21 protein-coding genes are annotated in these 24,336 nt (G+C 70.0%); 11 read left to right on the forward strand and 10 right to left on the reverse strand.

All coding sequences use genetic code 11. The features are described from left to right. Positions 1-11 precede the first annotated feature (11 nt). Genes ABD264_RS04165 through ABD264_RS04175 form a run of 3 tightly spaced genes read left to right on the forward strand, consistent with a single transcriptional unit; the run spans position 12 to position 3,560 of the window. Positions 12-965 (forward strand): ABC transporter permease, encoded by a 954-nt coding sequence (locus ABD264_RS04165; protein WP_126874373.1) that lies wholly within the window; start codon positions 12-14, stop codon positions 963-965. After that, complete coding sequence (locus ABD264_RS04170) at positions 962-1,855, forward strand: ABC transporter permease (RefSeq protein WP_342353650.1); 894 nt, start codon at positions 962-964, stop codon at positions 1,853-1,855. Before ABD264_RS04165 ends, ABD264_RS04170 begins: the two co-directional genes overlap by 4 nt. Further along, positions 1,848-3,560 (forward strand): ABC transporter ATP-binding protein, encoded by a 1,713-nt coding sequence (locus tag ABD264_RS04175; protein WP_344204484.1) that lies wholly within the window; start codon positions 1,848-1,850, stop codon positions 3,558-3,560. Before ABD264_RS04170 ends, ABD264_RS04175 begins: the two co-directional genes overlap by 8 nt. Before the next feature lie 117 nt (positions 3,561-3,677). Here ABD264_RS04175 and ABD264_RS04180 read toward each other — a convergent pair whose 3' ends face one another. Then, positions 3,678-7,085, reverse strand: coding sequence for a DEAD/DEAH box helicase (locus ABD264_RS04180; RefSeq protein WP_344204487.1), 3,408 nt, complete (start codon positions 7,083-7,085; stop codon positions 3,678-3,680). A 272-nt stretch (positions 7,086-7,357) separates the two neighbouring features. Here ABD264_RS04180 and ABD264_RS04185 point away from each other — a divergent pair, with 272 nt between their 5' ends. The 3 genes from ABD264_RS04185 to ABD264_RS04195 all read left to right on the forward strand — a co-directional run bounded on the left by ABD264_RS04185 (position 7,358) and on the right by ABD264_RS04195 (position 10,127). After that, complete coding sequence (locus ABD264_RS04185) at positions 7,358-8,059, forward strand: DUF2087 domain-containing protein (protein WP_344204490.1); 702 nt, start codon at positions 7,358-7,360, stop codon at positions 8,057-8,059. Continuing rightward, complete coding sequence (locus ABD264_RS04190) at positions 8,056-9,213, forward strand: MFS transporter (protein ID WP_344204493.1); 1,158 nt, start codon at positions 8,056-8,058, stop codon at positions 9,211-9,213. The genes ABD264_RS04185 and ABD264_RS04190 overlap by 4 nt, the downstream gene beginning before the upstream one ends. A 158-nt stretch (positions 9,214-9,371) precedes the next feature. Further along, positions 9,372-10,127, forward strand: coding sequence for an amidohydrolase family protein (locus ABD264_RS04195; RefSeq protein WP_144941937.1), 756 nt, complete (start codon positions 9,372-9,374; stop codon positions 10,125-10,127). Between the two features lie 98 nt (positions 10,128-10,225). On the opposite strand, the gene ABD264_RS04200 is transcribed toward ABD264_RS04195, so the two are convergent. After that, a complete protein-coding gene (locus ABD264_RS04200; RefSeq protein ID WP_144941935.1) occupies positions 10,226-10,489 on the reverse strand; it encodes an MFS transporter in 264 nt (87 codons plus the stop codon). 323 nt (positions 10,490-10,812) lie between these two features. Here ABD264_RS04200 and ABD264_RS04205 point away from each other — a divergent pair, with 323 nt between their 5' ends. Continuing rightward, positions 10,813-11,361, forward strand: coding sequence for an alpha/beta hydrolase family protein (locus tag ABD264_RS04205; protein ID WP_244944705.1), 549 nt, complete (start codon positions 10,813-10,815; stop codon positions 11,359-11,361). Positions 11,362-11,429: 68 nt separating this feature from the next. On the opposite strand, the gene ABD264_RS04210 is transcribed toward ABD264_RS04205, so the two are convergent. The 3 genes from ABD264_RS04210 to ABD264_RS04220 all read right to left on the reverse strand — a co-directional run bounded on the left by ABD264_RS04210 (position 11,430) and on the right by ABD264_RS04220 (position 14,210). Beyond that, a complete protein-coding gene (locus tag ABD264_RS04210) occupies positions 11,430-11,858 on the reverse strand; it encodes a low temperature requirement protein A (protein ID WP_344204497.1) in 429 nt (142 codons plus the stop codon). A gap of 174 nt (positions 11,859-12,032) precedes the next feature. After that, positions 12,033-12,392 (reverse strand): cupin domain-containing protein, encoded by a 360-nt coding sequence (locus ABD264_RS04215; protein ID WP_055086325.1) that lies wholly within the window; start codon positions 12,390-12,392, stop codon positions 12,033-12,035. Between the two features lie 219 nt (positions 12,393-12,611). After that, positions 12,612-14,210 (reverse strand): L-lactate permease, encoded by a 1,599-nt coding sequence (locus ABD264_RS04220; RefSeq protein ID WP_145009725.1) that lies wholly within the window; start codon positions 14,208-14,210, stop codon positions 12,612-12,614. Between the two features lie 515 nt (positions 14,211-14,725). Between ABD264_RS04220 and ABD264_RS04225 the strand changes: the two genes are divergently transcribed. Genes ABD264_RS04225 through ABD264_RS04235 form a run of 3 tightly spaced genes read left to right on the forward strand, consistent with a single transcriptional unit; the run spans position 14,726 to position 18,205 of the window. Further along, positions 14,726-15,448 (forward strand): succinate dehydrogenase cytochrome b subunit, encoded by a 723-nt coding sequence (locus tag ABD264_RS04225; RefSeq protein ID WP_145009728.1) that lies wholly within the window; start codon positions 14,726-14,728, stop codon positions 15,446-15,448. After that, positions 15,448-17,442 carry a fumarate reductase/succinate dehydrogenase flavoprotein subunit gene (locus ABD264_RS04230; RefSeq protein WP_344204505.1) on the forward strand — a complete coding sequence of 665 codons (1,995 nt, stop codon included), beginning with the start codon at positions 15,448-15,450 and terminating at the stop codon, positions 17,440-17,442. Before ABD264_RS04225 ends, ABD264_RS04230 begins: the two co-directional genes overlap by 1 nt. Positions 17,443-17,455: 13 nt before the next feature. Further along, positions 17,456-18,205, forward strand: a complete 750-nt coding sequence (locus ABD264_RS04235; protein ID WP_295108084.1) for a succinate dehydrogenase/fumarate reductase iron-sulfur subunit — start codon at positions 17,456-17,458, stop codon at positions 18,203-18,205. Between the two features lie 86 nt (positions 18,206-18,291). Here ABD264_RS04235 and ABD264_RS04240 read toward each other — a convergent pair whose 3' ends face one another. The 5 genes from ABD264_RS04240 to ABD264_RS04260 all read right to left on the reverse strand — a co-directional run bounded on the left by ABD264_RS04240 (position 18,292) and on the right by ABD264_RS04260 (position 22,496). Next, positions 18,292-19,722 carry an anion permease gene (locus ABD264_RS04240; RefSeq protein WP_344204509.1) on the reverse strand — a complete coding sequence of 477 codons (1,431 nt, stop codon included), beginning with the start codon at positions 19,720-19,722 and terminating at the stop codon, positions 18,292-18,294. Positions 19,723-19,886: 164 nt separating this feature from the next. Continuing rightward, positions 19,887-20,423, reverse strand: coding sequence for a GNAT family N-acetyltransferase (locus ABD264_RS04245; protein WP_303105114.1), 537 nt, complete (start codon positions 20,421-20,423; stop codon positions 19,887-19,889). A 122-nt stretch (positions 20,424-20,545) separates the two neighbouring features. Beyond that, on the reverse strand, positions 20,546-20,800 hold the full coding sequence (locus ABD264_RS04250) for a Txe/YoeB family addiction module toxin (RefSeq protein ID WP_035965439.1): 255 nt from the start codon (positions 20,798-20,800) through the stop codon (positions 20,546-20,548). Beyond that, positions 20,801-21,079 carry a type II toxin-antitoxin system Phd/YefM family antitoxin gene (locus tag ABD264_RS04255; RefSeq protein WP_344204514.1) on the reverse strand — a complete coding sequence of 93 codons (279 nt, stop codon included), beginning with the start codon at positions 21,077-21,079 and terminating at the stop codon, positions 20,801-20,803. 148 nt (positions 21,080-21,227) lie between these two features. Further along, a complete protein-coding gene (locus tag ABD264_RS04260; protein WP_344204517.1) occupies positions 21,228-22,496 on the reverse strand; it encodes an ATP-binding protein in 1,269 nt (422 codons plus the stop codon). A gap of 541 nt (positions 22,497-23,037) precedes the next feature. Between ABD264_RS04260 and ABD264_RS04265 the strand changes: the two genes are divergently transcribed. Continuing rightward, entirely contained in the window at positions 23,038-23,931 is an 894-nt protein-coding gene (locus ABD264_RS04265; RefSeq protein WP_344204519.1) for an RCC1 domain-containing protein, read from the forward strand. Positions 23,932-24,336 lie beyond the last annotated feature (405 nt).

Raw genomic sequence — 24,336 nt, forward strand, 5'->3', positions numbered from 1 at the left:
CGGTGGGCTGAGTGGCCACCGCGACCGTGCATCGGCGTCGGCCCTGGCGCCCCGTCCTGATCCGTCTGGGCGGGGCGCTGGTGGCGCTGTGGCTCGTGGCCACCGTGGCGTTCGGGGTGCTGCAGCTGCTGCCCGGCGACCCGGCTGAGGCCGCCCTGGGCGGGCCCGGCTCGCAGGCGAGCGCCGAAGCCCTGCAGGCAGCCCGCGAGCAGTACGGCCTGGACCGGGCGCTGCCCGTCCAGTACCTCGCCTACCTCGGCCGCGTGCTCACCGGGGACCTGGGCACGAGCTACTCGCACCGCGCACCCGTCACCGAGGTCATGGCCCCGCTGATCGGCCCCACCCTGACGCTGGCCGTGCTGGCCCTGCTGTGCGCGTGGCTGCTCGCGCTGGGCACCGCGATGGTGGCCACGGGGACGTCCCGGCTCGCCGCGCGCGTGGCCTCCGCAGTGGAGATCGTGGCCTCGGTGCTGCCGGGCTTCTGGCTCGCCTCCGTGCTGATCATCGTCTTCGCCACGCACCTGGGCTGGTTCCCGCCGGTCTCCGACGCCACGCCGCGCGGCCTGGTGCTGCCTGTGCTCTCCCTGGCGGTCCCGCTGGCGGGCTACCTGTCCCAGACCATGCGCGAGGCCATGCTCACCGCCCTGGACTCCCCCTTCGCCCTCGCCGCCCGTACCCGCGGTGAGACCCGCGGGGGACTGCGCGTGCGCCATGCCCTGCGCCACGGTCTGGTGCCCGGCATCAACCTCTCCGGGTGGTCCTTCGGCTACCTGATCTCCGGGGCGGTGGTGATCGAGACGGTGTTCGCGCGGCCCGGTCTGGGGCGCTCTCTGGTCTCCGCAGTGACTTCCCGGGACGTTCCCCTCGTGCTCGGGGTGACGCTGTTCGCGGCACTCGGGTACGTGCTCGTCACCATGGCCGCGGACGCCCTGACCGCCGCCGTCGACACCCGGGGGGCCTCGTGAGCGCCGTCCCCTCCCTGGACGCCCCGGATCGCCGGGCACGACGGCGCCGCACGCCCGGCTCCCAAGCACCGGGCCCCCTGGCCTCGCAGATCGGTCTGTGGGTGCTGCTGGCGTGCGCCGCGGTGCTCGCCCTCGCGGGCCTGTTCCCGGGGCTGCTCGCTCCCGGTGATCCGCTCGCGGTCGACCCCGCGCAGGCGTTCCAGGCCCCCGGCTGGAGCCACCCGTTCGGCACCGACGAGTCCGGCCGGAACGTCTTCACCCGCGTGGTCCACGGCGCCGGGCCCTCCCTGTTCATCGGCGTGGCGGCCACCGTGCTGGGCGTGGGACTGGGCGCGGTGCTCGGACTGCTCACGGGCCTGGGGCGACGCTGGCTGGACGCCGCCGGGTCACGGCTGATCGACGCCATGCTCGCCTTCCCCACCCTGCTGCTCGCGCTGCTGCTGATCGCCGTGCGCGGACCCGGCGTGGCCGGCGTCGTCGTGGCCGTGGGACTTTCCTCAGCCCCCGGCTACGCGCGCCTGCTGCGCGCCGAGGTGCGCCGCGTCTCCCGCTCGGGGCATGTAGAGGCCGCGCGGATGCTGGGCCACTCCCCCCTGCGCATCGTCGTGCGCCATGTGCTGCCCGGGGCGCTCGGGCCACTTCTCGCCGTCGCCACCCTGGGGCTGGGGCAGGCGATCGTGTGGTCCTCGGCGCTCGGCTACCTGGGGCTCGGCGCACCGCCGCCCGCGCCGGAGTGGGGCGCGATGCTCAACGCCGGGCGCACGTACGTCACCAGCGCGTGGTGGATGACAGTCTTCCCGGGCCTGGCCATCGTGGCGGTCGGAGTGGTGGCAACCCTCCTGGGACGCAGGCTCTCCGCGCACCTGGCGGGACGGAGCGCCGGTGGCTGAGGATCCGGTGGTCAGCGCCCGCAACCTGCGGGTGTGCTTCGGGGACGTGGCGGCGGTCCGGGGCGTGGACCTCGTGCTGCCCCGCGGGCGCGCCGTGGCACTCGTGGGCGAGTCCGGGTCCGGCAAGTCCGTGACGGCGCGCGCGCTGATCGGCCTCACCGGGGGCGTCGTCACCGCGGACGAGCTGCGGATCGCGGGACACGACGTCGCCGGGCTGGGCGAACGCGGATCCCGCGCCGAGCGCGCGTGGCGGCGGATCCGGGGGCGCGTGGTCGGCACCGTGCTGCAGGATGCCCTGGGCTCGCTGGATCCCCTGCGCCGCGTGGGTGCCGAGGTGGCCGACGCCGCCCGCCTGGCCGGCACCGCCGTGGACGTCCCCGCCCTGCTGGAGTCCGTGGGACTCGACCCGGCCGCGGCCCGGCGTCGCCCGGACGAGCTCTCCGGCGGCATGCGCCAACGCGCTCTCATTGCGGCGGCGCTCGCGGCGGACCCGGAGGTCGTCGTCGCGGACGAGCCCACCACCGCGCTGGACACCACCCGCCAGGCCGTGGTCCTGGACCTGCTGCGGGCACGCGTGGACGCCGGCGGATCGCTGCTGTTCATCACGCACGACCTCGGTGCGGCGCGTCGCGTCGCGGACGACGTCGTGCTCCTGGACGCCGGACGCGTTGTCGAGACCGGCCCGTTCCGTACGGTCATGGCCGACCCGGCCTCCACGGAGGGGCGCCGCCTGGTCGCCTCGGTTCCGTGGGGGCGGCCCCGCGGCGAGGCCCTGCTGCCCGACGCCGCGGCGCGGCTTCCCGGAGACGCGAGACCCGGCACCGTCGCCACGCAGGGCAACGCCCCAGCACCAGCCACCCCGGCTGTCTCGGTGGGTGGCGCCGTGCCAGGTCCCGCCTCCTCGTACCGCTCGGACCCTGCACCTCAGGAACCAGAACGCCGCGGCCTGGACGCACCGCGCGAGGCGAGCCCACTGCTCTCGGCCCGCGGCGTCGTCGTGCGCTACGGCGGTACCTCTGAGCCCGCGGTGCGCGGTGCCGACCTCACGCTGCGCGCCGGTCGGACCGTGGGGCTCGTGGGCGAATCCGGGTCCGGGAAGTCCACGCTGCTGCGGGCCCTTGCCGGGTTGCTGCCCGTCGAGTCCGGGGACGTGCTGCTGCGCGGTGAACCGTGGTCAGCGCTACCCGAACGGCGACGGCGAGCGCGCCGACGTCAGCTGGCCATGATCGTCCAGGATCCGTTGGGATCCTTCGAACCGCGCTGGGACGTGGGCCAGGTGCTCACCGATGCACTGGGGCGGCGCGATCCGCAGCGGGTCGCCGACCTGCTGGAATCCGTCCATCTGGACCCCGCCGCCGCGCGCGCCCGACCGAGGACGCTGTCCGGCGGTCAGCGGCAGCGCGTCGCCATTGCTCGGGCGCTCGCGGTGGAACCCGCCGTGCTGCTCGCGGACGAGCCCGTCTCCGCGCTGGACGCCTCCGTCCAGGCGCAGGTGCTCGACCTGCTGGACGAGCTGCAGGCGCAGCGCGGGCTCGGGATTGTGCTGGTCTCCCACGACCTCGGGGTGGTCCGGCACTCCTCCGATGACATTGTGGTCCTGCAGAACGGGGTGGTCGTCGAGTCCGGCCCCACCGAGGACGTCCTCTCGCACCCGACGCACCCGTTCACGAGGGAGCTGATCGAGGCCGCGCCGCGGCTGAGCTGAGCCCCGCTGGTCTGGTCCCGGTAGGGCGCTCCGTCGTGACGAGGATGAAGCAGCCGCGACGGGGACGGGGCCGCTCACCGGAACGTCTGCTGACGACTGCGCTAGGGCCCGTCCCCGTCAGAGGCGGCCGTCCCGGTACAGCTCCTCCAGCAGTGCCTGCATGCGCGGGGTGTAGGCGATCGCGGTGTACTCCTCGCCCTTCGCGTTGTGCCGCTGCTCGGTGACCACGCCCAGCCGCTCGGCGAGCGCCGTCGGCTCCCAGGCACCGGTTCCGCCCACCAGCACTCCGGCCTCAGCGAGCCGCAAGTTCCACGCGGTTGTGGTGATCGCGGCGTCTTCCTCGCTCAGCACCCCGCGGGCCTTCCACTCCTTCACGACCGCGGTCAGCGTGAGCGGTTCCGCGGACGACGACGCTGCCTCCGGCACCGAATTGCCCGCAGGCTCCGGCTCCGGCACCGTGGCGGCGAACACGGCGTCCGATCGGTGCGCCCACTCGGTCATCCGCTCGAACACCGGCCCGTTGCCCCACCGGTTGGCGGCGGCGAAGACGATGAACAGGTCCTTGGCGCGGGACACAGCCACGTTCATCAGTTCGAGGTTCGAGTCGATGAACCCGGACCGTGGACTGTTCTGGCCGTAGACCGCGGAGAACAGCACGACCGGCCGTTCCGCGCCCTGCAGCCGATGTGCGGTGCCCACCGTGATGCTCTCGGCGAACCGGGAGGGAAGGTCTGCCGGGGCGTCCTCGGCGGTGGCCGCGGCTCGTAGCTCCCTGGTGATCAGCCGTGCCTGTGCGCTGAACGGTGTCACCACGCCGATGAGCTCGTCCTCTCCCGGTGCCCTGTTCGAGTCGGGTTCCCGCGTGGTGTAGAGGTCGCGGAAGTAGGCGTAGTTCGCGACGATCCAGTGTGCCACGCACTGCGCCTCCGTCCGGTTCACCCGGCTGGACCCGGACCGTTCGTCCTGCGATCCGGGGACCTCCCGGAACAGGAACGCCGGGCCCTCGACGGGCGAGGAGGACGCCGGGCGCTTCGGCTCCAGCAGCCCGTTGTAGAGCAGGTCGTTGCAGTAGCCGATGATCTCCGGGTGGCATCGGAAGTGCTCGGAGAGGAAGAGCCCAGGAGCCCCGTCGTCGTAGCTCCAGGCCGAGGCGTGACTGGCCGCGCACATCAGACTGGAGTGGGGCGAGCACGTCATGCCCCGCGGGCGGAGGTTCTGCGCCCAGGTCTCGGCGGGGATGCCCGCGCTCTCGGCGACCTCGCGGTCGGTGTCCTCGTCGATCGACCACACGGGTGCCAGCTGCTTCTCGTCCCCCACCACGAGCGCGCGGCGGGCCAGCGCGAACGCCGGGAGGCCGACGGGCGTGTCCACCTGACCGGCCTCGTCCACGATCAGCAGGTCGATGCGGCCCACGTCGAACCGCGCGGGCTCCCCGCTCCTCGAGTAGAGACCGAAGTACCTGGGCACCTGGTAGGCGGTCATCACGAAGCACGGGGTCAGGGCTGCGGCCTGCGGCCAGTACGTCGACATGACCGTTGCCGTGTTCTTGAAGCGCTCGTCCTCCGGGATGAAGTCCTCGGTCAGCAACCAGCAGGCCTCGTAGTGGTGCACCGCGAGCCAGAACTCGGCGTAGCGCAGGGTGACGTCCAGGACGGCGTCGAGTTCCTCGAGGGTGGTGCAGTCCGCGAGTCCGGCAACCTTCTCCAGGCTCATCAGGTGCGGCGACGACACCGCCTCGGCGCACAGCCGTGCGTACCGGTCCGTGGCGCCGTGCCGGGCCATCTCCTCCACGAGCACCAGCCGCAGTTCTTCCAGCTCGGCGAGCGCGTCTGTGATCCACCCCTTGATGCCTGGGAGGTCGTGGGCACTGCCGAAGTGTGCACTGGCCCGCGCGACGAACGTGTCCCGTGCGCGCCCCAGGTAGCGCGGGTCGCTGTAGACGGTGTACGTCTCGCTCTTGTTCCGCTGCTCGAGCAGGTACTTCGTGCGGGCTTCCCTGAGTCGGGACGACGCCGGGCAGTAGACGGCGAGGGACCGCAGCGGCGTGGCCTCGAATGCCCCGCTGCCCTCGCTCTGCCCGGTTGTCGCGGGCTCCTGCGCCTTCTCAGTCTCCTGGATCTCCGGCGTCTTCCGGGCCTCCTGGATCTCCTCAGACGTCCTGAGCTCCGTGCTGCCCATCCCCTCCGCGCTCGGAAGCCACCGCAGGTCCAGGGTGCCGGGATCGTTCCTCGTCACGGAGCTGAACGAGGAGATGATGTTGACGACCGCCTGGTTGTTGGTGGACGTTCCCACGATCACGGGGGCGTCCCGGCCCTCCAGTGCGTGACGCGTGAGCATGTTGGCGACGACGGCCTGCAGCATCGTGGTCTTGCCCGTGCCTGGCGGACCGCTCACCGCGGTGACGTCCCCCTCCTCCCCGCTCAGGAACGCGTGCACCGCCCGGCGCTGCGACGGGGTGAGCGGGAAGCCATCGCTCATCGACCCGCAGGACAGCTTCATCGCCTCGTGCAGGCCCTCTCCCTCGTGGATCGCCCGCTCGGCAATCCGTGCACCGGACCACCCCTGGCACATCCGCTCCAGCAGGACCGGGGCGCCGTGGTCCGCGACGTGGTCGTAGAGGTCCAGGAGCGGGCCCACTGCGTTGACCCGCTCCAGCTCCCGCACGAAGCACAGCTCGTGCTCCACGCGCCCGTTCCCCGACGTGTCGCAGTGAGCCGGAGGGGTAGCGCTCTCAGAGTGCTGGCCGTCGCCCGAGAGCACGGCCGCGAACTCCGCCACGCTGCGTCCCGCCAGGGCCGCGAAGAGGCTGTCCGCGAGGTCCAGCGCGCCCGCGAGCGACGTCGTCTGTGACACTCCTGCGCCCAGTTGCTGCCGCGAGAACGCCCAGAAGGCCTCGAGGTCCCCGACCATGACCTCTCGGTCCCCGACCATTGGGGAGGACAGCCGCTCCGAGGGAATCCACGGGGAACTCGCGGTCTCGAGCACCGGTTCGAGCCGCCCGTCCGGGAACAGCGTGGCCTCGAGCAGCAGCAGGCCGGTGTGTCCGCCGCCGGGCAGTTCCAGGGACACGCAGGAGACCACCACGGAGAGCGGTGTGCGGTCCTGCTCGTCAGACCCGCCTTCATCACGTGTCGCCCCGTCCGAAGGCTCGCCGTCGAACGGTCCGGTCCCGTTGTCACCCCTGTGCTCCCCGGCGGGGGCGGCGGCATCGGCACCGGTGCGGGTTCCGCCCTCCTCGGCATCCGCCGCCCGCGTCCTCGCGGCTCCCCCGCCGCGAACCTGGGCCGTCGGGGTGGCGGTGACCTCCGCTGTCTCTCCCGACGACGACGTGGCCCGCCCGCGCCGCCCCGTGGCGTCGTCGTGCGCATCGAAGAGGGTCCGCGTCTGCTCCTCCGGCAGGAAACCCGCACGCAGCAACGACCGCGGCACCGCCACGTATGGGCCGTCACCGAAACTCACTTCGTCCAGCTGCCCGCGCCGAAGGATCCGCGCGAGGTAGTCGGTGATCGTTGCCGTCTCGACCATGCGCGGTCCTCGCGTTCCTGTGGCACTGCGTGGGGGCGGCGGGCAGGCCCTGGGCACCCGCCGTGAGAGCCCGAGTCTATCCAGGGTCACCGCCACGCACTGTGATGTGGCATACTCTCGTGCAGTCGGCGTGCCCAGCGCCCAGCCCGCGCACGGACCCCAGCTCCGGCGCAGCGGCGAAGGGGAGAGAATTCTCGGGCCGTCAGACGTTGTCGAGACCTCGTCCGACCGGGCGATCGTGCTGGGGGCGGTGCGCGCGGTCCAGGTACGAGATGACTCAGCACAACGACTTCAAAACTCTGGTGCGCGCGCGCATGCGCTCGACCGGTCAGACCTACACCGCGGCCCGTGCCGACCTGCTCCGCGAGCGCGACGACGACCTAGCCGCCCCGCTCCACGGAGCACAGGACTCCCCCGCGCCCGCTCCCGCGGAGCCCCTCGCACATCGGCGACTGCCCACCGGGCGCACGGCCGGCGTGCCCCACCGCGAGAGGCCCGCCGAATCCGGGGCCGTCGGGAACTCCCTGCCCGCCCAGGACGCGGCGAGCACGGCAGTCGGCCACCAGGCGTCGTCGTCCTCCGCTCCCCCGGTGCCCGCGAGCACCGACCCCGCCGAGTGGGAACGCGCCCACACCGTGTACCGCCGGGTCCTGGGCCGGTTCGTGCGGGACGGCCGCGTGCACACGGTGCCCGCGCGCCGTCGTGCCCGGGTATTCGTGCTGCTGCACCTGCTCGCCGCGTTCCCCGCCGGGCGCACCTGGAGCGAGGTGGAGGTCAATGCGATCCTGCGGACGATGGTCGAGGACCAGGCGTTCTGGCGGCGCGAGCTCGTGGAGTACGGCTATCTGCAGCGTGAGGCCGGCGCCTACTGGCTGCCCGCGCGCATGCCCCAGCGGTCCGCGTCCATGCGGCAGGAGACCCCCGCGTGGGAGGACCTGTGGCTGCCGGTCCATCTCGGGCTGAGCGCGTCGTGAGCCGCGCCGGCACCCGGTCGGACGTGAAGCTCGCGGTGCTGCTGCTCGGTCTGCTGGTCTCCGCGTGCGGGGACGACGTCGCCGCCGTCGGCTTCTCGCTGCGCGCCGCCGAGTCTGGGGCGCCGAGACTGCTGGCCGCGATCCTGCTCGCCCAGACGGTGCCCACGATCGGGCTGGGGCTTCTGGGCGGCGTGCTCGTGGACCGGGCGCTGCGCTGGTGGTGGTGGCCGCTGTCCCTGGCGGTGCAGGCGACCCTGTTCCTCGTGATGGCGGGCGCCCGTTCGGACGTGCTGATCGTCGCGTGCGTGGCCGTGGTGAGCGCGGTCTGCGCCGTGACAGGGCCCGTGGCGAGCAAGCTCATCGCGCTGCACAGCAGCGACCACCAGCGCATCGGCGGCCACCTGGCCACCGTCAACGGGCTGTCCCAGGCATGCGGTGCGGCGCTCGGCGGCATCGCGTTCGGCGTGGGCGGGATCGGGCCTCTGCTGTGCGCCAACGCGGCGACGTTCGCGCTGCTGGCGGTGGTCGCCCTGGCCGTCACCGGCCGGTCGCCCGTGCCGGTGGACGCCTCTCCGCAGCGGGGCGTGCCGCTCGGGTTCCAGCGCCTGGCGCGCCCGGGGACGTTCGGTGTCGGCGGCCTCGGGCTGCTGGTCTGCACCGTGTTCGCGACGTCGGTCGAGGGCGTGTCCGGCGTCTTCGTCCTCACACACCACGCGCACTGGGACCCGGCGTGGGTCGGTCTCGCGTGGGGCCTGTGGGGTCTCGGCGCGGTCCTCGGCGGGCAGGGTGCGGGCCGTCTCCGCAGGTGCCCGGCCACGGTGCTGCTTGTCCTGGGTGCCGGGGGCATGGGCGCGGTCTTCCTCGTGCTGGCCCTGGGGCTGCCCGGCGTGGCCATCGGCGCACCGCTGTTCCTGGTGGGCGGCGCGGGGAACGGCGCGTTCAACGCGGCGGTCTCGCGCACCATCCTCGCCGCGGTTCCGCTGGCCGAGCAGGCCCGCGCGTGGGCCGCCTACCGCTGGATCGTCACGTGCTGCGTGGTGGGCGGCTATCTCACCGGCGCGGCGTTCGGGGAGCACGATGCCGTGGCCGCCCTGGCGCTCGCCGGTGGCCTCACGCTGGTCGGGGCACTGTGCCGCACGGCTCCACACACCTGATCCGCAACCGGAGCGTGACGCACCGAGTGCGGCGACCGCCACCGGGCAGGGAATGGCGGTCGTCACGCGCAACACCACAGACTTCTAGAATCTCGTCGTTCCCGTCATCACCCCGTGGACATCGGCGGGCACCCAGCACAACAGCCCAGGAGCACCGCATGACGCAGCGCATCTTCGACACCCACCTGCACATCATCGATCCCGCGCACCCACTCGTGGAGAACAACGGGTTCATGCCGGGCCCGTTCACGGTGGACGACTACCAGCGGCGCATCGACGGGCTCGGGATAAAGGGCGGCGCGGTGGTCTCCGGCTCGTTCCAGGCCTTCGACCAGGGCTACCTGATCGACGCGCTGAAGGCCCTGGGGCCGAACTACGTGGGTGTCACCCAGGTCCCCGGGGACACCAGCGACACGCGGATCCTCGAGCTGCACGAGGCTGGGGTGCGCGCGGTGCGCTTCAACGTGGCCCGTGGGGGCTCCGCGAACCTGGACGACATCGACCGCCTGGCACGCCGCGTCCACGACCTCGCCGGCTGGCACGCGGAGGTCTACATCGACGCCCGCACGATCGACGAAAGCCTCTCCCGCCGCATCGCCGCCCTGCCCGCGGCGAGCATCGACCACCTGGGCATGCACGAGGACGGCCTTTCCAACCTGCTGCGGCTCGTGGAGCAGGGCGTGAAGGTCAAGGCCACAGGATTCGGCCGCGTGGAGCTCGATCCCGCGGCAACGGTCCGCGCGATCGACGCCACCGACCCAACGGCGCTCATGGTCGGCACGGACCTGCCCTCCACGCGGGCCCTGCGCCCGTTCCGGGACGAGGACCTTGCCCTCATCGTGGACGCGCTGCCCGCGGACCGCGTAGCGGACGTCTTCTGGAACAACGCGGCGTCGTTCTACCTGGGGGCGTGAGCGTCACCACGCGACCACGCGACCTCGCGACGGCGCCACGACGGGCAGACCGAGCCCGCCGCCGGGAGCGCACGCGGCCGCACAGAGCGAGCCGCCCGTCACTGCGCCGCGAGCACCCGCCGCGTCGGGACGCAGCCGGAGAGACCGACACCGAGCCGATCCCAGCCCACGACGACGAGCCACACCCACGGGGTGAACGAGACGACGAGCGCACCCACCGCCGCGATGGCCGCACGGCAGCGCAGGACGGCCTCGGAGCCGAGCCACTCCACGACCCGGTCTGCCGGCAGACGGCCGATCGTCATGGTTGCGGAGAAGGCACCGCAGGCGACGGCCGCGGTGCCCGCGGGGGTGCCGGGCACGTCCTTCAGGCTGCGCTCGCGGGGGTGCCGGGCACGTCCTTCAGGCTGCGCTCGCGCGGAGCTCCACCCGATCGTCACTGACGCTCCCGCCCCCGAGACGGACGTGACGTCCCTGCGTGCGACATGAGCCACCGTCACCGTGACGGCCCAGGGTTGAGCCGCTGGAAACACCCTAGAGTAACTTCCATGTCTGACCACCGGAACTCTCCCGTAGCCGGCGTCCGCCGCGAAAACCTGAGCATTCCCGTCGCCTCGGACGCCGTGGCGGGCACGCTGTGGCTGCCTGGACCCGCGCACGGTTCCCCGCGCTTCCACTGCACGCCGTGGGTCACAGCATCGGCGGGCACGCCATGGTCCTCGGCCACGGGCTCGAGGGCCTCGACCGGTTCGCGGTGGTCTCCTCCCACCTGGCGCACACCCGCACGATCGCCCCGCGGAAGGAGCAACTGCGCGTGGCCGCCGTGCTGCATGCCGTGGGCCCGGCACTGAGCCGGACCCTGGGGTATATGCCCGGCAAGCGGCTCGGCATCGGAGAAAACATGCCCACAGCCGCGATGGTCGAGTGGGGGTCGTGGGCACGGCGTCCCGGCTACTTCTTCGACGACCCGTCCATGGACGCGACGGCCCGTGCAGCCGCGGTCACCCAGAACGTGCTCGCGCTCGGCGCCTCCGACGATCCCTGGGCTAGCCCCGCGCAGATGAGGGCCCTGACCGGGCGGCTCACCTCCGCCGCGGTGGAGCACCGCACGTTCACCCCGGAGCAGCTGGGCGTTGCGCGCATCGGCCACCACGGCCTGTTCCGCCGCTCCGCCGCCGACGCCGTGTGGCCGGGGCTCGTAGACTGGCTCACCGCGCCGCCACCCCAGGGCTGAACGGCCCCGGCTTCCCGGGACTGCACGCGCCGGGTGGAGAAGGGCAGCCGCGACGTCGCCCTGGGCGCTCAGGCGTTGACGGGTCGGTGCATGGGCCTGTCCACCGGCTGGCGCCACACGAGGACCGCCACGGTCAGCATGAGCACCACGGCGATGAGACCGAACGGCACGGGCAGCAGCGGGTCGATGGGCACCAGCAGCCTTGCCAGGGGAAGGACCGTCCTGACGGTCCTCTCCGCGTTGCACCTGATGGCCACCGCCCACACGCCGAGCAGGAAGACGGCCAGGGGAATGCTGAAGGCGAAGGAGGACCACGGGGCGTGCAGCTCGCTGTCGCCCGTGAGAACGTCGATCTCCACCTCGATGCCGACGGAGAAGGCGCCTGCCGCGGCGAAGACGAGGTCGAAGAACAGTTCGAGAGTGGAGGCGGTGCGCGCAGGCTCGGCCGGGTCCCGTGGGCGCATGGGAACGAGTCGGAAACGGGAGGTCGGGGTCACAGTGGGATCATGCTGCCGCTCGCCCACTCCCCGGGGCGAGGGCGGCGGCGCCCGTTCCCGCCGGGGTGCGTCGGTCACGTGGACGGTGTCAGACTGGCAAGGTCCCACCCCCTGCGTGGCTCACGGACCGCTCCGGGCCGGGCCCGCCCGCCCGGGCTCAGCGCAGCAGCGGGATCAGTGCAGCAGCAGTGTGACGGACAGCGTCGTGGGCTCGAGGGCCTTCACGGCGTGCAGCAGCCCCTCCGTGAGGTGCAGCACCTGGCCCGGCCGCAGCTGCACGGGACCCTCCGGGAGCTGGAAGTCCACGCTCCCCCGGACCACCTGGATCAGCGCCGGGTGCGGTGCAGCGTGCTCGTGGAGCTCGTCGCCCTCGTGGAACTCGAAGGCGACCACCTTGACGCCGTCCTCCTCCACCACCGTGGCAGCACTGGGGCGGCCCGGACGGGGTTCGCTGCGGCCGACCAGCTCTGAAAGGGTGGCGACTCCACTCCCGGAGCCGTGGTGGGTGGTGTGCTCGAACGAGTGGTGCGCCATGGCTTCTCAGGTCCCCTTCCGTGAATTGCTCGAAACATAATAAGCATATTGCCTGCAAGTTATTGGATCAACGGGGGTTCCACCCGGCCGGAACCACCCAGGGGCAGCCGCCCTCCTACTGAGGCACCTCCCAGCTGACCCGGTGCACCGAACGGCCCACCCGCGAGGAGGTCGTGGCCCGCCTGAGGACGCGCCCCCAGACACTCGCCCGAGGGGCGCTCACACGAGGGCCAGCACGAACGTCCACACGCACACCACCGCGAGCATGCCCAGGCTGTAGGCGATGGAGCCGCGCATGATCTCACTCTCCCGCCCGTTGAGACCCACCGCCCCGGCAGCGATCGCGATGGACTGCGGGGAGATGACCTTTGCGGTGGTGCCGCCTGCCGTGTTGGTCCCCACGAGGAGGGACGGGGCGGCACCGATGCCCTGCGCCGTCGCCACCTGTAGCGGCGCGAAGAGGGTGTTGTTGTTGACCACCGAGCCCGTGAGGAACACGCCGATCCAGCCGATCACCGGGGCGATGAGCGGGAAGATGGGCCCGACCGCGGCGAGCGCGGTGCCCATGGCGGTGGAGCCGCCGGAGTAGTTGGCGATGTTCGCGAGCACCAGGATCACGGCGATGAGCAGGATGGCCGGGCCCAGTGCCTTGAGAGCGCCCGCCAGCTCCTCCCCCAGTTCTTTGGCGTGCAGCTGCGGGGTGGTGAAGAACGTGATGAGCACGGCGATCAGGATGGCCGTTCCGGTGGCACCAAGGATCGAGAAGGTCCAGGTGGCATTGACGACCGTTCCGGCGGCGGTGGTCACGTGACCGGTGAGCCCGGGCATGGGCACCGTGAAGGTCGTGAAGCTCAGCGCACCCTTGGTGAAGAGGTTCTGCACGGCGGGGACGGACCACAGCAGGATCACGGCGGTGAGGATGTAGAAGGGGCTCCAGGCGCGGACCACCTCGCCGAGGGGGTGTTTCCCCTCGGCGGTCTCGGGGACCTCCGGGGCACGGGACACGCGCTTCGGGGACCACACGTGGCACACCGCGAACAGGGCGACCATGGCCAGCAGGCCGGCCGCGAGATCCGCCAGCTCGGGACCCATGAACCACAGCAGGCCACCCTGCACCGCACAGAAGACCACCGAGGAGACCAGCGCCGGGAGCCAGGTCTCGCGCAGGCCGCGCACCCCGTCGACCATCCACACGAGCAGGAACGGAACGAGGAACGTGAGCGGCTGGAGCAGCAGCACGAGGGCTCGCGAGAGTTCCTGCGTCTCCATGCCGGTGACCTGCGCGCCCACGAGCACGGGCACGCCAATGGCGCCGTAGGCACCGGCGGCCACGTTGGCCACGAGGCACAGCACTGCGGCGCGCACGGGCGGGAACCCCAGCTGCACGAGCAGTGCCGCGCAGATCGCAATGGGCACGCCGAAGCCTGCCACGCCCTCCAGGAACGCGCCGAACGCAAACGCAATGAGCAGCACCTGCACGCGCTGGTCAGCGGAGACCGCGGCGATCGAGGAGCGGATCACGTCGAAGCGGCCCGAGCGCACGCTCAGCCGGTACAGCCACACCGCCATGACGATGATGTACGCGATGGGCCACAGCGCGGTCAGCAGCCCCAGCAGACCTGCACCGGCCGCGGCGGAGACGGGCATGTGGAACACGAGCAGTGCCACCAGGATCTGCACCACCAGCGCGATGAGCCCGGATTTCAGCCCCGTGAGCTTGAACAGCATCATGCAGGCCAGGAACACGACTATTGGGATCGCGGCCACGAGCGCGGTGAGGGGCAGGCTGCCCAGGGTGTCAAGAGATTGGGTCCACATTGGAGCCTCCACGACGTCCGGCGGGTGAGCAGTCCTCAAGGCGGGCTCGCGACGTCGCCGCGGTGCGCGCCGTCGTCGGCCGCCGGTCGCGCAGCGGGGCGGGTTCCGGGAGCCAGCGGACCCTCGTACCACCGCCTGCCACGCGCCGCAGCGACGCCTTGATCACAGGGTCAACGCTAGTCCTGAACCGGGCAGTTCGGGCGGGAACCCTCCGCGGAGAGTGACAGGTGCGAAGTGGGACACCCGGCTGCGGACCCCTGGGGAGCGGCACAGCCGCCCAGTGGGTCCGGAACCCCGTGAGTGGGAACGGAACACCGTAAAAACACCCACACTGTGAAATTACGATAGGCAAACCTTAGTTATTCTCAATGCCCTCGGCACCCGCCGCAACCCTTTCTGGCGGCAGTACCGGAAACGCCCCGGAACGCGTCTTGCAATGCCCCTCCCGGCGTAGAATTGAGGATGATGAACTCCCGGAGTTCAGCACTCGGTTCACCCACTGACGAGGGGCAACGATGACGGCAACCATTCAGCGAAAACAACGCACGTCAGCCCCGCCGCGCACACGGCTGCCGGTGTCGAACTTCGCCGCGAAAACCACCATGGCCGTCACCGGTCTCATTTTCGTCGGATTTGTGTTCGTGCACATGTACGGCAATCTGCACATCTTCCGCGGCCAGGAGGAGTTCGACCACTACGCACACTGGCTGCGCGAGATCCTGATGCCGCTCATGCCCTACGCGGGTGTCCTGTGGGTGCTGCGCGTCGTGCTGCTGATCAGCCTGGTGCTGCACGTGGGCTGCGGGCTCCTGCTGTGGACGCGCGCCCGTCGAGCCCGCGGGCCGTTCAAACGCACCGGGCTGCGCCGCGGCGACGCCCTGATGGCGCGCTCGATGCTCGGGACCGGCCTGGTGATCCTGCTGTTCGTGATCTTCCACATCCTGGACCTCACGCTGGGTGTCCAGCCGGCCGCATCCGGGGCGTTCGAGAGCGGATCGGCGTACGCCAATCTGGTCGCCAGTTTCCAGCGGCCCGTCGTGGCCCTGTTCTACATGCTCACCATGCTGGTGCTCACCGTGCACGTGGCCCACGGGACGTGGACCGCCGCCAACGACCTCGGCGCCACCGGCAGGCGGCTGCGGCAGCTCGCCGCGTGGGTGGCAGGGCTGGTCGCCATTGCCATCTGCCTGGGCAACATCTCGATCCCCGTCTTGGTTCTCCTGGGAGTGATTCAGTGATGACGGCATCCTCGACCACCCAGCCGCAGGCCCTGCTGGACGAGCTGCGCACCGTGGGTTCGGGCCTCCCTGGTCTGAGCTCGGACGTGCCCCCGTCCCAGATGTGGGCGGACCGGCGGCTGCACTACCGCATGGTGGGCCCGCTCAACCGTCGGAAGTTCACCGTGGTCGTCGTGGGCACCGGACTCGCCGGCGCAGGTGCGGCGGCGGCCCTGGGCGAACTCGGCTACAACGTGGAGTCGTTCACCTTCCACGACGCCCCGCGCCGCGCACACTCGGTGGCCGCCCAGGGCGGCATCAACGCCGCACGCGCCCGCACGGTGGACAACGACTCGATCGCCCGGTTCGTGAAGGACACCGTCAAGGGCGGCGACTTCCGCGGCCGCGAGGCCGATGCCTGGCGGCTGGCCGAGGAGAGCATCCGGGTCATCGACCACATGAACGCGATCGGCGCGCCCTTCGCCCGCGAGTACGGAGGCGGGCTGGCCACCCGCTCGTTCGGCGGCGTGCAGGTCTCCCGGACCTACTACACGCGCGGGCAGACCGGTCAGCAGCTGCAGGTTGCCGCCGCCCAGGCGCTGCTGCGTCAGGTCTCCACGGGACAGGTGAACCTGCACACTCGCACCGAGATGCTGGACCTCATCGTCGTGGAGGGCCGCGCCCAGGGCATCGTGGTGCGCGACCTCGTGACCGGGAAGATCTCGGCGGTCACCGGGGACGCCGTGGTGCTCGCCACCGGCGGCTACGGCAACGTCTACTACCGCTCCACGCTGGCCAAGAACTCGAACGTCACCGCCGCATTCCGGGCCCACCGGCGCGGCGCACTGTTCGCCAACCCGTGCTTCATCCAGTTCCACCCCACGGCCCTGCCGGTCTCCAGCGAGTGGCAGTCGAAGACCACTCTCATGAGCGAGTCCCTGCGCAACGACGGCCGGATCTGGGTTCCCGTGAAGGCCGGGGACGGCCGGCCCCCGAACGAGATTCCCGAGGACGAGCGCGACTACTACCTGGAGCGCCGGTACCCGGCCTTCGGCAACCTCACACCGCGCGACGTCGCCAGCCGGGCCGCGCGCACCGAGATCGACGCGGGGCGCGGCGTCGGGCCGCTGAAGAACTCCGTGTACCTCGACTTCCGGGACGCCATCGAGCGCCTGGGACGCAAGGTGATCGCGGAGCGCTACGGCAACCTCTTCGAGATGTACTCGGACGCCACAGGTGAGGACCCGTACGAGGAGCCCATGCGCATTGCACCCGGCGCGCACTTCGCCATGGGCGGGCTGTGGAGCGACTACGACATGATGACGTCGATCCCCGGGCTGTTCGTGGGCGGCGAGGCCGGCTGGGGCTACCACGGCGCCAACCGCCTGGGCGCCAACTCGCTGCTCTCGGCGTGCGTGGACGGGTGGTTCACGCTCCCCTACTCGGTGCCCAACTACCTGGCACCGCTGCTGGGCAGGCCGAAGCTCTCGCCGGACGACGATGTCGTGCGGGCCGCGGTTGCCGAGGCCGAGGCGGGCGTGCAGGCGCTGGTCGACATCGGCGGCACGCAGGGCCCGGAGCGCTTCCACCGCCGGCTGGGCGACCTGCTGTACGAGAAGTGCGGGGTGACGCGCACCGCCGAGGGGCTGGCCGAGGGTCTGCGAGGCATCGGGGAGCTGCGCAGGGAGTTCTGGAGCGACCTGCGGGTGCAGGGGCGCCCGGACGGCTTCAACCAGGAGCTCGAGCGCGCCGGCCGCGTGGCCGACTACCTGGACATGGCCGAGCTCATGTGCCTGGACGCGCTGGACCGGGACGAGTCCGCCGGCGCGCACTTCCGCGAGGAGCACCAGACCGAGGGCGGCGAGGCCCAGCGCGACGACGAGCACTGGCTGTTCGCGTCCGCGTGGGAGCGTGCTGATTCCGGCGAGACCGGCGAAACGGGGCCGCGCTACATCAGGCACCAGGAGCCCCTGGAGTTCCCCAGCGTCCCGCCCGAGACCCGCGACTACCGATGAGAGGACCATCCTCATGAAACTCACGTTGAAAGTCTGGCGTCAGGAGTCCGGCGCCGAGGAAGGGCACTTCGAGGAGTACCTGCTGGAGGAGGTCGGACCCGAGTTCTCCCTCCTGGAGGCACTCGACAAGCTCAACGACGACCTCGTTGCCCGTGGTGAGGAGCCGATCGCGTTCGACTCGGACTGTCGCGAGGGCATCTGCGGGGCGTGCGGCATGACCGTGGACGGCACTCCGCACGGCCCTCAGAAGAACACGCCGTCCTGCCGGCAGCACCTGCGGTCCTTCGAGGACGGCGCGACCGTGCAGCTTGAACCGTTCCGCAGCGGGGCGTTCCCCGTGGTCAAGGACCTCGCGGTGAACCGCAGCGCACTGGACCGGGTGATCGAGGCCGGCGGGTTCGTCTCCACCTCCGTGGGCACGGCGCCGGACGCGGACGCCATCCCGGTCTCGCACGAGGCCGCGGAGTGGGCGCTGGACCTGGCAGCGTGCATCGGCTGCGGTGCGTGCGTGGCCGCGTGCCCCAACGGTTCCGCGCAGCTGTTCGCCGGGTCCAAGACGATGCACCTGGCCACACTGCCCTCCAGTTCCAAGGAGCGTGGCCGCCGGGCCAAAGGCATCACGCGTGCAGCCGAGGAGGAGTTCGGTCCGTGCTCGGTCTACGGCGAGTGCGCGGAGGTGTGCCCCGCTGGGATCCCGTTGACCGCGATTGCCGGTCTCAACAAGGAGAAGCTGCGGCAGGTGCTGCGCAACAAGGACGACTGACCCGCTCCCCCGTCGACAGACGACGACGCTCGGTGCCCCTGGGAGGGCACCGAGCGTCGTCGTGCGGGGAGGGTTTGCCGGGCGGACTACATGGCGAGGTCGCCGAGGATCCACATCCAGCCGCTGCCCACGACGGTCCAGATGATGATGATGGCCACGGACATGATGAAGGCGACCTTGAACCACTCGGAGACCTTGACGTACCCGGAACCGTAGACCACCCCGGACGGGCCGGAGGCGTAGTGGGAGATGGCGCCGAACAGGTTGCCGATGTAGCCGAGGGCGAGGGCCGCGAACATCGGCGGGGCACCCGCGGTGATGGCCGCACCCAGGAAGACGCCGTACATCGCGACGATCTGCGCGGTGTTCGAGGCGAACATGTAGTGCGCGTAGAAGTACACGAGCGCGAGGATGGCGAAGGCGACCGGCCAGGACATGCCGCCGACGGCACCGGAAACCACCGAGCCGATCCACATGATGACGCCCAGGTTGTTCAGGTTCTCCGCCATGCCCACCAGGACCGCGAAGAAGATCAGGGTGTTCCAGGCGGAGCCGTTCTTGGCCATGTCGTTCCAGGTGAGCACCTTGGTCACCAGCAGCACCGCGATGCCGACGAAGGCCGCCGTGGTGGCGTTGACGCCAATGGCCGTGCCGAAGACCCACAGCAGCAGGAGCAGCACGAACGTGGCCGCCATGATGATCTCACCCCGGGTCATGGACCCCATCTTCTGCAGCTCGCTGCGCGCCATGGTGGGTGCTTCCGGAGTGCTCTTCAGCGTGGGCGGGTAGACCTTCATGAGCAGCCACGGGACCACCGCGAGGCTCACGAGGCCGGGGATCAGGGCGGCCAGGGCCCACTGGCCCCAGGAGATGTGCACGCCGAGCTTCTCGGCGGAGGCCACGGCCAGCGGGTTGCCGGCCATCGCGGTGATGAACATGGCGCTGGTGATCACGTTGACGTGGGCGGCGGTGAACGTGAGGTAGGAGCCGAGCTTCCTGCGGGACTCGTCGGTGTCCGGGGTGGAGCCCTGCACCTCCGCGACGGAGCGGACGATCGGGTAGATCACACCACCGGCGCGGGCCGTGTTGGACGGGGTGGCCGGGGCAAGCAGGAGGTCCGTGACGGCCATGCCGTAGGCGATGCCCAGGGGCGATTTGCCGAGGACCCTGAGGAACATCAGGGCCACGCGGCGTCCCAGCCCGGTGAGCAGGAACCCGTCCGCGATGAAGAACGCCGCGACGATCAGCAGGACGGCAGAGTTGGAGAAGCCGCTCAGGGCCTCCCCGCTCTTGACGTCCATGGCACCGGTGATCATGGCGGTGGCCAGTCCGATCAGCGCCACTGACGGGGTGGGCAGGGGCTGCAGGATGAGCCCCAGGATGGTCGCGACGAAGATGCCGAGCATGTGCATGCCGCGGGGGTCCACGCCCTCAGGTGCCGGGATGAAGAAGATCACCGCGCCCACCAGCACCATCAGTCCGAACTTCCAGAGCATGGAGACGGTGTCCCGACTCATGGTTCTGGATTCGTGGGTGGAATCAACCTGATGCCGGGACATCATCGCCTCCGAGTGTCGCTCCGGTGTGAGACTCTTCTCCCCTCAATTTTAGACTCGTGGCCAGCGGAAATACGGTTCCCCGGGCATGTGGGGACGACCTGATAGGTGTTTCCCGTCACTATTCATCGGGTGACCATGGGCAGGGGGTCAAAGGCCGGATGCGGGTCGGTTTTCAACCGTCCGTAGGTGTCGACGTCGAGGCGTTCCCCGTCCACCAGGAATTTCTGGCGCTGGGTACCCTCTTTGACGAAACCAGCTCTTCTCGCGACGACGCCGGAGGCCGGGTTGTTGACGCGATGGCCGAGTTCGAGGCGCTCCAGTCCGCGCTCCGCGAGGGCCCACTCCGCGATCGTGGCCGCGGCACGGCTCATGACTCCCCTGCCGCGCGCCTGGTCGGTCATCCAGTACCAGAACCAGCCGTTCCTGTTGGCCTCGTCCACCGTGACGCAGACGAGGCCAATCAGAACGTCCCACTCCACTACGGCCCACGGTTCATGGGGCGACCCCGGGCTCACGAGGCGGGCAACGTACGCCGACGCTTCCTCGACTGAAGTGACCACGCCTTGACGGGCCATGTCAGGGTTGGAGGCGAAGGCCCGCTGCACGGCTGGGGCGTCGGCCTGTCGCAATCTACGAAGGAACAGGGCTTCATCGGGCACGGCAACATTCCTCACCAGTCAATGGTCGGACAAGCTTCGCGGGCGTCTCAGAGATGCGCCTTAGACGTCGGCAGCAAAGTCACCTGACACGGCTGATCCGAACAACGACAGTTCAGCTCGGCTCAGTAGTGGTATCGAGCCTGCAAGATCACGAGATCCTCACCAGTCACGAGGTAGACGAGCCGGTGCTCCTCGTTGATGCGCCGCGACCACGAGCCCCGCGCCCCGTACTTCAACTGCTCCGGCTTGCCGATGCCCTCGAACGGCTCGCGCAGGCAGGCATCGATGAGCAGGTTGATCCGCTTGAGGATTCTCCGGTCGGCGGTCTGCCAGTACGTGTAGTCCTCCCAGGCGGCCTCGTCCCAGACCAGCCGCATTCAGACTTCCCGAGCCTGGCTGACCGACTCGTCGGAACGGTCGAGCTCGTGGACCTGGGTCTTTCCGACACGGGCACGATCGTAGGCGTCGAGAAGCCTGCGGGCGTTCGACGGCGACCGGAACAGGTAGGCGGTCTCCTGCCACGCCGCGTACTCGTCGGCGGGCATGAGCACCGCGTTGCCCTTCCGAGAGACGATCTCGATGGCTTCTTGGTCCTCGTTCACGCGCTCGATGAGCGGGAAGAGAGTCTTGCGGGCCTCGCTTGCGCTGATGGACATGAAGTACCCTCCCTACGTTGTCTGGTACCAGTTTATGGTACTAGTCAACATCCTGGCATGGTCCGCATGACGACGATCAGGCATGGGCTTCCTTCACTGGGGACGTTGCCGACGCCCTCAGACAGTTCGGCTCAGGCTGCTTCGTTCCTCAGGGGCCAAACAGGGCCAGGGGCACCACGGCGATACCGTCCCGCCGCCGATAGGCGGTCGGACCCGTCGTGATGATCAGACCATCCACGAAACGTGATCCCAGCTGGTCGCGCAGCCAGCGCAGGTGCTTGCCGTCGGAGTCGCTGACACCCGCCGCCAGTTTCACCTCCACACCGACGACGCCACCGTCGGGCCGCACGACCACGAGGTCCACCTCGTGGTCGCCGTTGCGCGTCCGCAGGTGTGCGATGTCGGCCTCCGCTGCCTGCGCGGCGACACGAACGCACAGTGTCGCCAGCGACTCGAAAAGCATTCCCAGCATGGAACCCGCCTGGGGACGAAGTGGCTCCCCCTTGCCACCCAGCAGTGCGTCGGCGCCCAGGCCGAGGAGGCGAGCCGCTAGAGCAGGATCGGCCAGGTGGTGCTTCGGAGCCTGCCCGAGGCGAGTCATCGGGCTGCCGGTCGGGGTCCAGGCCGGCACAGGGTCGAGAAGCCACAAGGAGGCCAGCACCTGGCGGTAGGACTCGGCGGTCGCCCGTGCCGGCTTCTCACTGTGACCAGGGGTCGCCGCGTCCAGGATCTGGGAGTAGCTCGCCGTCGTCGAACTCGCGGAAGCGTAGGCGCGCAACCAGGCCATCATGGCTTCCGGTCGGCGGACGGCCAGGCCCTGCTCCGGCACGTCACGCTCCACCGCGTTGCGCAAGTAGGAATCGAGCTGGAAGCCCCGGGCGCGGGCGCTCAGGCCGCGCATCCCCGGGAAACCCGACGCAACGATCTCCTCCACGTATTCGGGTAGCCCCATCGTTGACTCGCCCTGGATGGAGTCACGTCCGGCCAGAACAGCGGCGAGGCTCACGGTTGGTGTTTCCAGACCACGCTCGGCGAGCGTCATCGGACGCATGCGCAGGCGACCGATCCGGCCGGCTCCCGAGTGCTGCACGGTTCCGTCCTGGGGACTCGCACTGCCGGTCAACAGGAACTGCCCGCCCACGGCGTCCTCATCCACGGCGCGGCGAACAACGTCCCACACCTCTGGCATCTTCTGCCATTCATCGATGAGGAGCGGACGCGGGCGGCGGAGAATGATCTGCGGATCCGCTGCGACAGGCTCCCGAACGGCTTTAGAGTCCAGCTTCACCAGCCCAGCCGCCCGTTGTTCCGCCGTCGTGGTCTTGCCTACGGCCTTGGGGCCGTCCAGCGCGAGGGCAGCCACCTCGCCAAAGAGATCATCCAGCTCGAGGTCCACGACGCGACGGGTGTACGACATGGCTTAATCATACCGTTAGCAGGTGTCGCACTAGACAAAACGCATGGCCTGAACTCAACAGAACGCCGCCAGGTTGGCATTGAACTGGCCACCTTGACGGACATCGCGCTCTGACCCGCCGGGGCGAGGCTCACACACCCGTCGTTCGAGCAATTCAGACCCAGGCTCCGCTGCTCCGACATCACTCGCCCGGCCAAGGATGGGGCAAGCCCCGCAACGCTCCAGCGGGGGACAGTCCTCATGCTGGAACGGAAGTCGCTTACGCTCGAAAGACAGTTCAGCTCACACGTTGAACCTGAACTCCACCGCATTCCGTAGTCGAATCACCTTTGGAGAGCTATGTCCATAGGTCGGTGCTCGCTCACCGTCCCTCCGGCGCTCCCATGTGGGAGATCGGGACGATCACAAGCTTTCGAACGACTGCGAGCACCAGAGCTGTCACTACGGTCGCGGGAGTGCTGGAGCTCGTCCGAGTTCCGAGGTCGGTAACCTTGCCACGTCGCGCTGGGGCCACGAGACGGGCGTTGCCGCAACGACTGGTATGACGGCCTACAATCAGGTGGCGACGAGAACCGCGGAGGAGGTCCACGTGCGCACCGTACTCGCGGCCGGGAACCGGCACTCAGTGCTGCGACGCGAGGACGGGACCGTGATTGCCACTGGCAACAATCAAGCCGGCGAGTGTGACGTCCTACCCTGGTCCGACGTCATCGCCGTAGCCGCTGGCAGCGTCCACACGGCCCGCAATACTGGCAAGTCTCACACAGTGGGGCTCCGAGCCGATGGGACTGCACTTGCTACCGGCTGGAGCGACGCCGGGCAGACCGCCGTCACGCGGTGGCGCGAGATCACGGCAATAGCCGCCGGCTGGAGGACCACCGTGGGGCTACGTGCCGACGGATCGGTCGTCGCCACCGGTCGCACCGCGGAAGGACAGTGTGACGTGCAGTTGTGGAGCGGGATCGTCGCGATCGCGTGCGGCGACTGGCACACAATCGCAGTTCGACGCGACGGCACAGCCCTCGCAACTGGCAACAATCAGCGAGGGCAGACCGACGTCGCCCGGTGGACACACGTGTCCGGGGTCTCTGCCGGCTACCTGCACACCGTCGGCTTACACGAAGACGGCACCGTCGTCGCCGTCGGCGACGACAGCAGAGGCCAGTGCGAGGTGTCATCGTGGAGAAGCATCACCTCAGTGGCGGCCGGCTCCGTCCATACGCTCGCGCTGAGCCAGACCGGAAGGGTCTTCGGAACGGGCGACAACCAGTTCGGCCAGTGCGATGTCCAGTCATGGACCGGCATCACAGCGATCGCAGCCGGAGCGAGACACTCGCTTGGGCTGCGCGCCGACGGAACAGTCGTGGCTGCGGGCGACCACACCGAGCAGCAATGCAATGTCAACGCCTGGGCCACTCGACCACAGATGAACTGAAGTCCAGCGTGCCCGGTAATCGGCCGTCGATCACACGTTGAACCTAAACTCCACCGAGTTCCGGCACATAGGTACATCTGAACACGGGGTTCACGTGCGCCCTCTCCCCACGGTCAGTGCTCGCTACTGATCAGGGGACACAGGCTCACCCTCGACGTGGGTCAGCCTGCAGGACGCCACGAAGGCGGTAGCGCGCCATCACGGCGGCAGGGAACCCGGCTGAGACGCCACATACTAGGTGTGATGTCCAGGGACGTTGTTTCGGTGACACGGGCCTGATCTGCTGAAGGGCGAAGACCTCCGGTTGTGAAGTGGAGCTGTTGAGTTCAACCGCTTCACGAACCAGGAGGCCTTCGTGTCCCACGCTAACGCTGCTCTCACTCCTCGCGCTCGTCTGCGCTTGGC

It is taken from the genome of Kocuria salsicia, from assembly GCF_039532055.1.
In the GTDB taxonomy this organism is placed as follows: Bacteria; Actinomycetota; Actinomycetes; order Actinomycetales; family Micrococcaceae; genus Kocuria; species Kocuria salsicia.

Bases quoted from the DNA above. Each gene is read 5' to 3' on its own strand.
- ABD264_RS04265 (WP_344204519.1), top strand. From the start codon at position 23,038: ATGACGGCCTACAATCAGGTGGCGACGAGAACCGCGGAGGAGGTCCAC.
- ABD264_RS04250 (WP_035965439.1), bottom strand. From the start codon at position 20,800: ATGCGGCTGGTCTGGGACGAGGCCGCCTGGGAGGACTACACGTACTGG.
- ABD264_RS04220 (WP_145009725.1), bottom strand. From the start codon at position 14,210: ATGTGGACCCAATCTCTTGACACCCTGGGCAGCCTGCCCCTCACCGCG.
- ABD264_RS04195 (WP_144941937.1), top strand. From the start codon at position 9,372: ATGACGCAGCGCATCTTCGACACCCACCTGCACATCATCGATCCCGCG.
- ABD264_RS04255 (WP_344204514.1), bottom strand. From the start codon at position 21,079: ATGTCCATCAGCGCAAGCGAGGCCCGCAAGACTCTCTTCCCGCTCATC.
- ABD264_RS04230 (WP_344204505.1), top strand. From the start codon at position 15,448: ATGACGGCATCCTCGACCACCCAGCCGCAGGCCCTGCTGGACGAGCTG.
- ABD264_RS04215 (WP_055086325.1), bottom strand. From the start codon at position 12,392: ATGGCGCACCACTCGTTCGAGCACACCACCCACCACGGCTCCGGGAGT.
- ABD264_RS04185 (WP_344204490.1), top strand. From the start codon at position 7,358: ATGACTCAGCACAACGACTTCAAAACTCTGGTGCGCGCGCGCATGCGC.
- ABD264_RS04260 (WP_344204517.1), bottom strand. From the start codon at position 22,496: ATGTCGTACACCCGTCGCGTCGTGGACCTCGAGCTGGATGATCTCTTT.
- ABD264_RS04240 (WP_344204509.1), bottom strand. From the start codon at position 19,722: ATGAGTCGGGACACCGTCTCCATGCTCTGGAAGTTCGGACTGATGGTG.
- ABD264_RS04235 (WP_295108084.1), top strand. From the start codon at position 17,456: ATGAAACTCACGTTGAAAGTCTGGCGTCAGGAGTCCGGCGCCGAGGAA.
- ABD264_RS04180 (WP_344204487.1), bottom strand. From the start codon at position 7,085: ATGGTCGAGACGGCAACGATCACCGACTACCTCGCGCGGATCCTTCGG.
- ABD264_RS04225 (WP_145009728.1), top strand. From the start codon at position 14,726: ATGACGGCAACCATTCAGCGAAAACAACGCACGTCAGCCCCGCCGCGC.